We start from the raw sequence: 12,223 nt of genomic DNA on the forward strand, positions 1-12,223 counted from the left end.
CATCAGGCCCGCGACAGGAAGGCTTCCAGCGCAGCCGCCACCTGTTCGGGCTGGTCGTGCTGCAGGTTGTGGCCGGCATCGGCAATGGTGACGACACGGTGGTCGGCAAAGCAGTCGAGCCGGCGGCGCAACTCGGCAGCGTCGTCGCCAAAGCGCTCGGTCACGTAACCCTGCTCGGCAAGCACCATCAGGGTCGGGGCGGTGACCTGGCGCCAGCAGGCCATCACATCCTCGATACGGTAGACGAAGGGCGAAGGCACCTTGTGCCAGGGGTCGCAGGCCATCTCCACCCGCCCATCGCCCGCCATGCGGCCGACGTGCGCAGCAAGGAATGCCGCCTTGTCCGGCGCCAGGCGCGGGTTGACCGCGCACAGCCGACGCACGAACGCGGCATGGTCGGCGTGCGTCGGCAAGCGCGGCGGCCTGGCCTGGGCGTCGAGCCATTTGTCCAGCAACACTGGCGCCTCCGCCTCGGGCGGCGGCTTCAGACCGAGGAAGTCCATCATCACCAACTGCGCCACCCGCCCCGGACGCAGCCCGGCATAGACCCCTGCGACGGCCGCGCCCATGCTGTGTCCGACCAGGCGCGCCGGCTGCCCCTGCGCGTAATGATCGAGCAGGGCGTCGAGGTCGGCGTAGTAGTCGGGAAACCAGTAGCCATGGCCAAGCCAGGTGCTGCCGCCAAAGCCTCGCCAGTCGGGCGCAATGACCTGCCAGTCCTGGCGCAATGCATCGACCACGAACTGGAAGGTGGGCGATGAATCCATCCAGCCATGCAACAGGAACAGCTGCGGCGCCTGCGCGCGCCCCCAGCGACGCACGTTGTACTCGAGGCCGCGGATCGCGATGCGTTCGGTGGTGGAGGGTTTGAGGACGCTGTAGTGCATGCGGGAAGATCTCTTTTCCGGGACAATCACCCTTTCATTCTAGCGATCGAATTCAAGCCCGGACTCATCCGCTTCGCTTGCGCCCGCCCACAGCTCCGCCCTCCCGCATGATCACTCCCGCCGCGCTGCGCCAGCGCTTTCTCGCCGAGCCGCTGACCCTGCGCAACGAACGCCGCGACTTCGGCGACTGGCATCGCGGCCGGCCGCACTACCTGCTGTGGGCGATCGACGTGGACCTGCCTGCGGTGCGCTCGCGGATCACCGCCGCACAGCGCGCACTGGACGGCCTGCTGCTCGACGGCTACCGACGCCAGCCGCACATCACGCTTGCCTTGTGCGGTTTTCCGGCGCGCACCGCCAGGCCGGCGGTGGATGAATTCGACCGCCACTGGCTGCAGGCACGCATCGACGCGCTCGCGGCAGCGCGGATCACGCCCTTTACGGTCGCCATCGGAGCGCTGGAGAGCTTTTCATCGGCCCCTTTCCTGCATGTCGATGGCGCCGATGGTCCGCTCTGTGCACTGCGCGCCTGCCTGCATGCGGACACGCCCCACCCGCAGGGCGAATACGTGCCGCACGTGACCGTAGGCCTGTACGCCGACGCTTACCCAACGCACTCCGTGGCACAGCGTTTCGACGCCTGCGCGCCCGTGGTACCGCTGCGCTGCGCGATCGAGCGCATCAGCCTGATGGGCTACGTCGCCGCCGAGATTGGCGGCGCCCTGTTCACCCTGGCCGAGTGGGACCTCGCCGCACACCGCCTGCAGTGGCGAAGCCGCTTGGCCGCAGCCGAACTCTTCCGCTGTCGTGAGCCCGTGCGCGCGAACCGCGACACGGCGCCGGCATCGGACCTCCCCATGGAGATGCCATGAGCCCATCCGCCCAGGGACCGGCAGCGCTCGCAGACGCGCCCAAGCGCCCCGCCTCGCCCTTCGCGCTCTTCGTCGCGTTCAGCCTGCTCGCGCTGCAGGGTTTCGGCGGCGTGCTCGCGGTCGCCCAGCGCGAGCTGGTCGACCGCCGCGGCTGGCTGAGCCGCGAAGCGTTCATCGAGCTGTATTCGATCGCACAGATGCTGCCCGGACCCAACGTGGTCAACCTGTCGCTGATGATCGGCGACCGCTACTTCGGCTGGCGCGGCGCACTTGCGGCAATCACCGGCATGCTGCTCGCCCCCTTCCTGATCGTGATCGCGCTCGCAGCGAGCCATGAACGCCTGGCCGAGTTTCCCGCGGTGGCGGGCGCGCTGCGCGGCATGGGTGCGGTGGCAGCAGGACTGATCCTGGCGATGGCGGTGAAGATGCTCGGCACGCTGCGCGGCAACCTGCTCGGCCCCTGGTTGTGCGCGCTGCTCGGGCTGGGCGCGCTGGTTGCGATCGCGGTATTCCGCCTGCCCCTGGCATGGATCGTGATCGGCCTGGGCGTGCTCGGCTGGGGGCTTGCGCGCTGGCGGATCGCCATCCTCGACGCGCGCGCGGCACGCCCGGAGGACGCATCTTGAATACGCTGCCCGCGGGCGAGCTGCTCGAACTCTTCCTGCACTTCCTGACCCTGTCGCTGCTGTCGATCGGCGGTGCGATGTCGACGGCGCCGGAGATGCATCGCTACTTCGTCACCGAGCGCGGCTGGCTTGGCGACGCCGACTTCACCACCGCAGTCGCACTCGCCCAGGCCGCGCCCGGCCCCAACGTGCTGTTCGTGCCGGTGCTCGGCTTCCAGGCTGCGGGCCTGCCCGGTGCCGCGGCGGCGCTGGTGGGCATCCTGCTGCCGTCCACGCTGCTTTCGCTCGGCGTCAGCCGCTGGGGCGCGAGCCGGCGCGACACGGCCCTGGTGCGCGCCTTCACCGCCGGCCTGGCCCCCATCACCGTCGGCCTGGTGTTCGCCACCGGCTGGCTGCTCGCGCTACCCTTCGTCGGCGACCCGGCGCACCGCAACGGCGCGCTGGTACTGATCGCGCTCACCGCGTTGGTGACGCTGAGAACGAAACTGGCGCCGATCTGGATGATCGCCGCAGGCGCAGTGCTGGGCGCAGCGGGACTGGCCTGACTCCCTTGCTGGCAGCCCCCACGCTCATGCCTGCACATAGGCGCGGATGCCGGCGGCGATGAACTCCACCGCCAGTGCCGCAAGCACCAGGCCCATCAGGCGAGTCATGATGTTGAGTCCGGTACGCCCGGCAAGACGGCTGATCGGGCCGGCGAGGCTGAAGGCGAACCAGACCACGGAGCCCATCACCAGGCCGGCCCCCAGCAGCATCAGCACCGTACTGGTGCCCTGGTCGGCGTAGATGATGACCGTGCTGACCGTCCCAGGGCCGGTGAGCAGCGGAATGGTCAGCGGCACCACGGCAATGTTGGCGCGCTCTGCAGCCTCGTCGGTCTCCTCGGGAGTCGTACGGCTGGGGGCGGGCTGGGCGTTGAACATCGAAATGGCGACGATGAACAGCAGCACGCCACCACCGACCTGGAGCGAAGCCACCGTGATGCCGAAGCCGGCCAGCAGGTACTTTCCGCACAAGGCGGTGACCGCGATCACGACGAAACTCGCCAGCGCTGCAGTACGTGCGGTTCGGCGACGCTCGAGCGCCGACTGGCCCTGGGTCAGGCCGATGAAGGCCGGGATCGCGCCAAAGGGGTTGATGAGCGCGGCCAGCGTGATGAAGATCTTCGCAAATTCCATTCGATGCACTCCAAACGACCAATGGGGAACGCCCCCGCATGGTCCCGCGTCCGGCAGACTACGATGCCGGCGCGGTCGGCGGCAAATTCCGCAGGCGCCGCCAGTGCTCGAGGCGCACAAACCCGCTTGCGGCTGACTCAGCCTGTCCCGCCGCGCTATCCTCGCCGCCTTCTTGCGGCCTTCTTTCGGCCTGCTCGCGGCAGTGAGCGCGGCCACGCCGAAGCCGGCGCACATCGACCAGCCCGCACGGAGTGCCTGCGGCACGGAGACCTACTTATGGAACTGAAATGGCTGGAAGACTTCATCAGCCTGGCCGAAACGGGCAGCTTCTCGCGCTCGGCCGAGCAGCGTCATGTGTCGCAGCCGGCGTTCTCGCGCCGCATCCGTGCCCTGGAGGCGTGGCTGGGGGCGCCGCTGGTGGACCGCAGTGCGTATCCAACCCAGCTCACCGCGGCTGGAGAGGCCTTCAAAGGCCCGGCTGCGGACCTCATCAGCCGGCTGCATGCAGCCCGCGCACTTGCGCGCGGCATGCAGCCGGTAGCGGGCAATGCCCTCGTGTTCGCCGTGCCGCACACCCTGGCCTTCGCCTTCTTTCCCGCCTGGCTGGGGCAGCTCAAGCAGGCCTTCGGCGAACAACCCACGCGCCTGATGGCAGGCAATGTCCATGACGTGGTCACCACCCTGGTCGAAGGCGGGTGCGACCTGCTGCTGTGCTACCACCATCCCGCCTATCCCGTATGGCTGGATCCCGCGCGCTTCGAGGGCCTCAGGCTCGCCACCGAGACGGTGCGGCCCTATCTGCCACGGGGGCTCGTCGGAAACGGGCGCTGGCGGCTGCCGGGCACACCGGAGACGCCCATCCCCTTCCTGCGCTATGGCCCCAACACCTATCTGCGCAGGATGGTCGACACCATCCTCGATCGCGCCGGTCAGCCGGCGCACCTGGCGCTGCACTACGAGTCCGACATGGCCGAGAGCCTGAAGGCGATGTTGCTTGCCGGACACGGCCTGGCCTTCCTGCCCGCCAGTGCAGTGACGCGCGAGCTCGAACGCGGCGAACTGAGCGTTGCCGGCGATGCCCGATGGACGCTCGAAATGGAAGTGCGGCTCTATCGCGACCGTGCCAACACGCGCCCCGAGCTGCTGCGACTGTGGGCGCATCTAACGGCCGATGTGGCGGCGGCGGACGGCGCGCGCTGACGCTGCGGCCTCGTCCTGCAGGTGCGCTTTCGCAGTTTATGCGCGAAACGCATGACCCGATGAAGCAACGGTATCCGCGGCCAGGCGACCCCGCCGGAGAATGCGCGCTTTCCACGCGAGGAGACCCCGCACATGAGCACGCAACCCGCCCGTCCCGCCAGCTTCGACAAGCTGGGTGGTCTGTCCTACCTCAATCCGGCTGCGCCCGAACCGTGGTCGAGCTTCGTCGAGCAGATCGAGCGCGTACGCCCCTATCTCGGCTCGCTCGAGCGCTGGATCGAGACCCTCAAGCACCCCAAGCGCACGCTGATCGTCGACGTGCCCATCGAGCGCGATGACGGCACCGTCGCCCACTACGAGGGTTACCGTGTGCAGCACAGCCTGTCGCGCGGACCGGGCAAGGGCGGGGTGCGCTTCCATCCCGACGTCACGCTCAACGAGGTGATGGCACTCGCCGGCTGGATGACGATCAAGAACGCCGCGGTCGGCCTGCCCTTCGGCGGCGCCAAGGGCGGCATCCGCGTCGACCCGGCAAGCGTGAGCAAGGGCGAACTGCAGCGCATCACCCGCCGCTACACCTCCGAGATCGGCGTCATCATCGGCCCGAACAAGGACATTCCGGCACCCGATGTGGGCACCAACGCAATGACCATGGCGGTGATGATGGACACGTACTCGATGAACCGCGGCGGCACCGCCACCGGCGTGGTCACGGGCAAGCCGATCGCGCTCGGCGGCAGCCTGGGCCGCCAGGAAGCCACCGGCCGCGGCGTGTTCATCACCGCCCGCGAGGCCGGCCGCAGCATCGGCCTGCCGATCGAGGGTGCGCGCGTGGTGGTGCAGGGTTTCGGCAACGTCGGCGGCATTGCCGCACGCCTGTTCCACGAGGCCGGTGCGCGCGTGATCGCGGTCGCCGACCATACCGCCACCCTGGTCAACGAGGGTGGCATCGACGTCCCCGCAGCGCTCGCGCATACGGCGGCGAACGGCGGCCTCGCGGGCTTTGCCGGTGCCGCGGCGATCGACATCGAAGACTTCTGGCAACTCGGCTGCGAGTTCCTCGTGCCGGCCGCGCTCGAAGGCCAGATCACCCCGCAGCGCGCCGAGCGCATCCGCGCCCGTGTCGTCGTCGAAGGCGCCAACGGCCCCACCACACCCGCGGCCGACGACGTGCTGCGAGCGCGCAACGTGCTGGTGGTGCCCGACGTGATCGCCAACGCCGGCGGCGTGACGGTGTCGTACTTCGAATGGGTGCAGGACTTCTCGAGCTTCTTCTGGAGCGAGGAAGAGATCAACGAGCGCCTCGAGCGCATCATGATCAACGCCTTCAACGCCATCTCGCATGTGGCGACCGAGAAGCAGGTGCCGCTGCGCACCGCGGCCTTCATCATCGCCTGCAGCCGGGTGCTCGAAGCGCGCGCCGAGCGCGGCCTGTACCCCTGAGCGCGGCACCCGGTCGAAACCAGGCGCTAGGCCGGCCCGCCGGCCTGCGCATCCGCACCGAGGCGGAACAGCAACGCGTACAGTGCCGGCACGAACAGCAGGGTGATCGCGGTACCCACCGCGACACCGCCGATCAGCACATACGCGAGCGGCCCCCAGAAGGTGTCCAGCGTCAGCGGGATGAAGGCGAAGGCCGCCGCAATCGCGGTCAGCACCACCGGGCGGGCGCGCTGCACCGCGGCCTCGACCACGCCGTCGAAGGGGCCCATGCCGGCCTCGAAATTGTCCGCGACCTGCTGGGTCAGGATGAGGGTGTTGCGCATCAGGATGCCGGCGAGGCCCGTCAGCCCGAGCAGGGCGACGAAGCCGAAGGGCTGGTCGAACAGCAGCAGTGCAATCACCGCACCGACGAGGCCGAGCGGCGCGGTCGCCAGCACCACGAAGGTACCGGTGAATGAGCGCATCTGCAGCATGATGAAGATCAGCATGCAGGCCACCATGAGCGGCTGCAGCGCCTGGATGGAGGCGTCGGCCTTGCCCGACTGCTCGACCGCACCCGAGATCATGATGCTGTAGCCGGGTGGCAGCTGGCTGCGCACGCCCGCAAGCGAAGCCCACACCGCCGCGGTGACGTCGTTGGGCTGGGCACCCTGTACATCGGCCTGCACCAGCAGTTCGGGCTCACGGTTGTAGCGTTTGATCACCGGCTCCTCGAAGCGCACCTCGAGGCGGCCGAGCTGGCTTGCCGGCAGCTTGCGCCCATCAGGGGTAAGGATCTCGAGCATGGACAGGCTCTCCGCATTGAGCCGTGCGCCGCCGCTGGCACCGCGCGCGATCACGTCCACCGTGCGGATATCCTGGCGTACCTGGGCGATGCGCGTACCCTCGAGGTGGAACTGCAGCTGCTGGGCCACGTCCTGCGGCGTGAGCCCGAGCAGACGCAGGCGCTCGACGTCCATCGCCAGGTGCAGCACCGGCGCGCGCTCATCCCACTCGAGGTGCGGATCGACGATGTGCGGGTTGGCCGCCATCACCTCGCGCACCTGATGCGCGATGCGGCGCAGCTCGAGCTGATCCGGCCCCAGCACGCGGTAAGCCACCGGCCACACCACCGGCGGCCCGTAGAGCAGACTCGACACCCGCACCCGGGCCTCGGGAAACTCGCCCTCATCGACGTGGCGCTGCAGCTCGGCGATCAGCGCATCGCGCGCCGCCACGCCCTCGGTGACCACGAGCAGCTTGGCAAACGCGGGGTCGGGCGGCTCGGGGTTGGCGGACAGGAAAAAGCGCGGTACACCGGCGCCCACGTAGGCCAAGCTCGAGCGGATGCCGTCCTGGGTGGCGAGGATGGCCTCCAGCCTGCGCACGGTTGCATCCGAGGCCGCAATGCTGCTGCCCTGGGGCAGATAGACGCTGAGCAGCACCTCGGGGCGATCCGAACTCGGGAAGAACTGCTTCTGCACCACCGTCGCCATGCCCAGCACCGCCAGCACGAGCAGTCCCAGGGTGCCGAAGACCACGGTCTTGCGCCAATGCACGCAGCCGGTGATGAGGCGGCGCAGGCGGCGGAACATTGGCGTCTGGTACACGCTCTCGTGGCTGTGGACGTTCTCCGGCGCCACCGTCGGCAGCATCTTGACGCCGAGGTAGGGCGCGAACACCACCGCCACCAGCCAGGACACCAACAGCGAGATCGCCAGCACCCAGAAGATGTTGCCGGTGTATTCACCAACCGCCGAGCGCGCAAAGCCGATGGGCAGGAAGCCGGCCACCGTCACCAGGGTGCCGAACAGCATCGGCGCAGCCGTCACCGTCCACGCGTGCGCCGCGGCGCGGATGCGGTCCCAGCCCTCCTCCATCTTCACCAGCATCATCTCGACCGCGATGATGGCGTCGTCCACCAGCAGGCCGAGGCCGATGATCAGCGCCCCCAGGGTGATGCGGTCGAGGTTGATGCCCATCAGCTTCATGAGCAGGAAGGTGATGCCCAGGGTCACCGGCACCGCGATGCCGACCACCAGCCCGGCGCGCCAGCCGATGGCCAGCATGCTCACGCCCACCACCACCACCACCGCCACCAGGAACTTGAGCTGGAAAAGCTCGACCGCAGCCGAGATCGCCTCGGCCTGGTTGGTCAGCACCTCGAGCGTGATGCCCAGCGGCAGGCGTTCGCGCTCGGCGTCGACGAAGTGGTCCAGGCGCTCGCCCAGCACCAGGCCGTTCTCGCCCTTGTTCATGACCACGCCGAGCAGCACTGCATCCTCGCCGCGCGAGCGCACCAGCTGTGCGGGGGGTTCCTCGTAGCCACGGTGGACATGGGCGATATCGCCCAGGCGCAGCACGCGGTCGGCAACCCGGATCGGCACCGCGGCGAGTTGCGCGGTATCGGAAAGGTCCGCATCCAGGCGCAGGTACAGGCGCGGACCCTCGGTCTCGAGGCGACCGGCAGGCAACAAGCGATTGCCGGCATTGATGGCGTCGAACACCGCCTGCGGCGCGATACCGAGGTTGGCCAGGCGCGCGTTGTCGAACTCCACGTACACGCGCTCGGGACGCTCGCCCAGCACCAGCACCTTGTGCACGCCGTCGACGCGCTGCATGCGGTCGCGGATGACCTCGGCCTCGCGCACCAGTTCGCGCATCGGCAGGCCGGGCGCGGTCAGCGCGATGAGCTTGAAATAGACGTCGGCGAAATCCTCGTTGACGATCGGCCCGATCACTCCGGCCGGCAGGCTGCCGGCCTCGTCCTGCATGCGCCGGCGCACGTCGTACTTGAGCTGCGGCACCTCGCCCGGCTTGGTGTATTCATGGAACTCGATCTGCATGTTGGCCGAGCCGGGACGGATGGTGGTGATGATGCGGTACACATGTTCCACCTCCTGGATGCGCTTCTCCAGGCGGTCAACCACCTGCTCCTGCATCTCCTCGGGGGTCGCGCCCGGCCACACCGCATTGACCACCATCACCCGCATCGTGAATGCAGGGTCCTCGGCCCGCCCCAGCGACAGGAAGGCATACACGCCACCGAGCACCGCCAGCAGCAGGAAGAAAAAGGTGATCGAGCGCTCGCGCACGGCGAGCGCAGACAGGTTGGGGAAGCTCATCGCCCAAGCTCCCGCACCGCCATGTCCTCGACCAGCAGGTGGGTGCCGAGCGCGACGACCCGGTCGCCGGCCGCGAGCGGCCCGCGTACGCGAGCGGCCTCGCCATCGGTCCCCACCACGGTCACCGCCACCGCCTCGACGCGCCCATCGCGCAACCGCCACACCCGCGGCCCCTGGCCACGATCGTTGAGCGCACCGAGCGGGACGACGAACTCGCCCTCGGCCTCCGCCAGCGGGGCATCGAAGCGCGCACGCAGCACCGCACCGAGCACCAGCGCATCAGGCGGGCCCAGCACGGTATAGCGCGCACGCAGCGTGCGCCCCTGACGATCGACCGCGCCCGCCGTCTCACGCAAGCGCAAGGCCAGCGTCACGTCCTCGCCCAGCGTCGCTTCGCCGTCCTGCGGCGGCTGCGCGCCCTCGGGGAAGTACACCTCGAGCTCGCGCTCGCCCGCCTGTGCCAGCATCGCCACCGCCTGACCTGGGGCCACCACCTGTCCAGGCTCGCCGGTGACGTCGATCAGCACGCCGTCTGCCGGCGCCAGCAGCCGTCCATAGCCGAGCGCGTTGCGCGCCTGGGCAAGGCGCGCCGCGGCGGCATCGCGCCGTGTCTGCGCCTCGCGGCGCGCCAGCTCGAAGCGCTCCAGCGCCTGCGCGCTGGTAAAGCTCTGCTCCTGCAGCTGACGGTTGCGGGCGAGATCGGCAACCGCGGTCGCCAGAGCCGCATCCGCGGCGGCGAGGTCGGCTTCGGCGGCACGCGCACCTTGCTCCAGGTCGCGCTTGTCGAGCTCGAACAGCACCTGCCCGGCCGCGACCTGCTGACCTGCGTCAACCCGGCGCTCAGCGATCCGCCCCCCGACCTGGAAGGCGAGCGGCGTCTCCACCCGTGCCCGCACCGTACCCGACAGCCCGAGCTGACCCTCGGTGCTCGCCGTCACCGCCACGGTCTTCACGAACGGCGGCGCCTTGTCCTGCACCGGGGGCACACTGCGCTCGCAGCCCGACAGGACGAACGCACCCAGGATCAGCGGGAGCACGAACAGGCGCATGGGGGACTTCCGTTCAGATGAGTTCAGCATGGGGGGCGAATCGTACGGCATCGATGAGGACGCCGAGATCATGCCACACCCCATTCGCGCCCATGCAGGGTTCCGAACGGAGACGTACGGAAGCTGAACGTGGCGGCTCGGCGTTCCGGCATGTGATGGCCGAGCACGCGTGCGCCGCTTACATCCCCTGGTAGATCGGTCCTTCGCCGCCCTGCGGCACGACCCAGTTGATGTTCTGGGTCGGGTCCTTGATGTCGCAGGTCTTGCAGTGCACACAGTTCTGGGCGTTGATCTGCAGGCGCGGCCCAGCCTCTTCGTGGACGATCTCATACACCCCAGCCGGGCAGTAGCGCTGCTCGGGGGCGTCGTACTTGGCCAGGTTGATTGCGATCGGCACCGCGCCGTCCTTCAACTGCAGGTGGCAGGGCTGCTCTTCCTCGTGGTTGGTGTTGGACAGGAACACCGAGGACAGGCGATCGAAGGTGAGCACGCCGTCGGGCTTGGGGTAATTGATCTTCGCGCATTCGGCCGCCGGCTTGAGCTTGTCATGGTCGGCGCTGTTGCGCAGCGTCCACGGCGCCTTGCCGCGGAACACCACCTGGTCGATGCCGAACAGCAGCGAACCCAGGTACAGGCCCTTCTTCATGTAGGGCTTGAAGTTGCGCGTCTTGTGCAACTCGGCGTACAGCCAGGAGTCGCGGAAGGCGGCCGGGTAGGCGGTGAGCGCGTCGCGCTCGCGTTCCTTGGCGAGCGCCTCGAAGGCGGCCTCGGCGGCGAGCATGCCCGACTTGATCGCGGCGTGGCTGCCCTTGATGCGCGCGGCGTTGAGAAAGCCCGCATCGTCGCCGATCAGCGCGCCGCCCGGGAAGATCAGCCGCGGCAGGCTCTGCAGGCCGCCGGCGGCAATGGCGCGCGCGCCGTAGGCCAGGCGCTTGCCGCCTTCGAGATACTTGCGGATCTCGGGGTGCGTCTTGTAGCGCTGCATCTCCTCGAAGGGCGACAGGTGCGGGTTCTCGTAGTTGAGGCCGACCACGTAACCCACCGCCACCAGGTTGTCCTCGAGGTGATATACGAAGCCACCGCCATAGGTGGCGTTGTCCATCGGCCAGCCGGCGGTGTGCACCACCAGGCCGGGGCGATGGTTCTCGGGCCTGACCTCCCACAGCTCCTTGATGCCGATGCCGTAGGTCTGCGGGTCGGCGCCCTCGCGCAGATTGAACTTCGCCTCGAGCTGCTTGCCCAGATGGCCGCGACAGCCTTCGGCAAAGAGCGTGTACTTGGCGTGCAGTTCCATGCCCGGCTGGTGGTGCGGGCCGGGCGTGCCGTCACGGTTGAGGCCCATGTCGCCGGTGGCCACGCCCTTGACCGCGCCCTTGTCGTCGAACAGGATCTCGGCGCCGGCAAAGCCGGGATAGACCTCGACGCCGGCCGCCTCGGCCTGCTCGCCGAGCCACTTCACCACGTTGCCCAGGCGCACGATGTAGTTGCCGTGGTTCACGAAACAGTCGGGCAGCAGGCCGTTGGGGGCCTGGCGGGCACCGGTCTCGGACAGGAACAGCACGCGGTCTTCGGTGACCTCGGTGTTGAGCGGGGCGCCCTGTTCCTTCCAGTCGGGGATCAGCTCGGTGAGCGCCTTGGGGTCCATCACCGCGCCCGACAGGATGTGGGCACCGATCTCGGCGGCCTTCTCGATCAGGCACACCGACAGCTCCTGGCCCTTGGCCGTGGCGAGCTGTTTCAAGCGGATCGCCGCCGCCAGCCCGGCCGGGCCGCCGCCGACGATCAGCACGTCGAATTCCATCGACTCGCGTTCGATGCTCATGAAGATCCCTTCGTAAAACAGAATAGCGGTCGCACCCGGCGC

The 12,223-nt window shown here is 68.8% G+C and carries 10 protein-coding genes; 5 read left to right on the top strand and 5 right to left on the bottom strand.

Translation table 11 applies throughout. The features are described 5' to 3' along the window. Nucleotides 1-2: 2 nt before the first annotated feature. A complete protein-coding gene (locus tag C662_RS03475) occupies nucleotides 3-887 on the bottom strand; it encodes an alpha/beta fold hydrolase (protein ID WP_002925026.1) in 885 nt (294 codons plus the stop codon). 107 nt (nucleotides 888-994) lie between these two features. Between C662_RS03475 and C662_RS03480 the strand changes: the two genes are divergently transcribed. Genes C662_RS03480 through C662_RS03490 form a run of 3 tightly spaced genes read left to right on the top strand, consistent with a single transcriptional unit; the run spans nucleotide 995 to nucleotide 2,930 of the window. After that, complete coding sequence (locus tag C662_RS03480; RefSeq protein WP_002925028.1) at nucleotides 995-1,759, top strand: 2'-5' RNA ligase family protein; 765 nt, start codon at nucleotides 995-997, stop codon at nucleotides 1,757-1,759. Next, the gene (locus tag C662_RS03485; protein ID WP_002925031.1) at nucleotides 1,756-2,385 is read left to right on the top strand and encodes a chromate transporter; all 630 of its coding nucleotides are present in this window, start codon (nucleotides 1,756-1,758) and stop codon (nucleotides 2,383-2,385) included. The genes C662_RS03480 and C662_RS03485 overlap by 4 nt, the downstream gene beginning before the upstream one ends. Beyond that, nucleotides 2,382-2,930 (top strand): chromate transporter, encoded by a 549-nt coding sequence (locus C662_RS03490; protein WP_002925043.1) that lies wholly within the window; start codon nucleotides 2,382-2,384, stop codon nucleotides 2,928-2,930. Before C662_RS03485 ends, C662_RS03490 begins: the two co-directional genes overlap by 4 nt. A gap of 24 nt (nucleotides 2,931-2,954) precedes the next feature. Here C662_RS03490 and C662_RS03495 read toward each other — a convergent pair whose 3' ends face one another. Then, complete coding sequence (locus C662_RS03495; protein WP_002925045.1) at nucleotides 2,955-3,563, bottom strand: MarC family protein; 609 nt, start codon at nucleotides 3,561-3,563, stop codon at nucleotides 2,955-2,957. A 276-nt stretch (nucleotides 3,564-3,839) separates the two neighbouring features. Between C662_RS03495 and C662_RS03500 the strand changes: the two genes are divergently transcribed. Then, nucleotides 3,840-4,763 carry a LysR family transcriptional regulator gene (locus tag C662_RS03500; RefSeq protein WP_002925047.1) on the top strand — a complete coding sequence of 308 codons (924 nt, stop codon included), beginning with the start codon at nucleotides 3,840-3,842 and terminating at the stop codon, nucleotides 4,761-4,763. Between the two features lie 132 nt (nucleotides 4,764-4,895). After that, the gene (locus C662_RS03505; protein WP_002925049.1) at nucleotides 4,896-6,206 is read left to right on the top strand and encodes a Glu/Leu/Phe/Val family dehydrogenase; all 1,311 of its coding nucleotides are present in this window, start codon (nucleotides 4,896-4,898) and stop codon (nucleotides 6,204-6,206) included. 26 nt (nucleotides 6,207-6,232) lie between these two features. Here the strand turns inward: C662_RS03505 and C662_RS03510 are convergent, their stop codons facing one another. The 3 genes from C662_RS03510 to C662_RS03520 form a co-directional block, all read right to left on the bottom strand. Further along, complete coding sequence (locus C662_RS03510) at nucleotides 6,233-9,310, bottom strand: efflux RND transporter permease subunit (protein ID WP_002925050.1); 3,078 nt, start codon at nucleotides 9,308-9,310, stop codon at nucleotides 6,233-6,235. Then, nucleotides 9,307-10,359: an efflux RND transporter periplasmic adaptor subunit gene (locus C662_RS03515; protein ID WP_002925051.1), complete on the bottom strand. Its 1,053-nt coding sequence runs from the start codon at nucleotides 10,357-10,359 to the stop codon at nucleotides 9,307-9,309. The genes C662_RS03510 and C662_RS03515 overlap by 4 nt, the downstream gene beginning before the upstream one ends. Nucleotides 10,360-10,537: 178 nt before the next feature. Next, the gene (locus C662_RS03520) at nucleotides 10,538-12,175 is read right to left on the bottom strand and encodes an electron transfer flavoprotein-ubiquinone oxidoreductase (protein WP_037984121.1); all 1,638 of its coding nucleotides are present in this window, start codon (nucleotides 12,173-12,175) and stop codon (nucleotides 10,538-10,540) included. Nucleotides 12,176-12,223: the final 48 nt, after the last annotated feature.

The organism is Thauera sp. 28 (genome assembly GCF_000310145.2).
Lineage (GTDB): Bacteria > Pseudomonadota > Gammaproteobacteria > Burkholderiales > Rhodocyclaceae > Thauera > Thauera mechernichensis.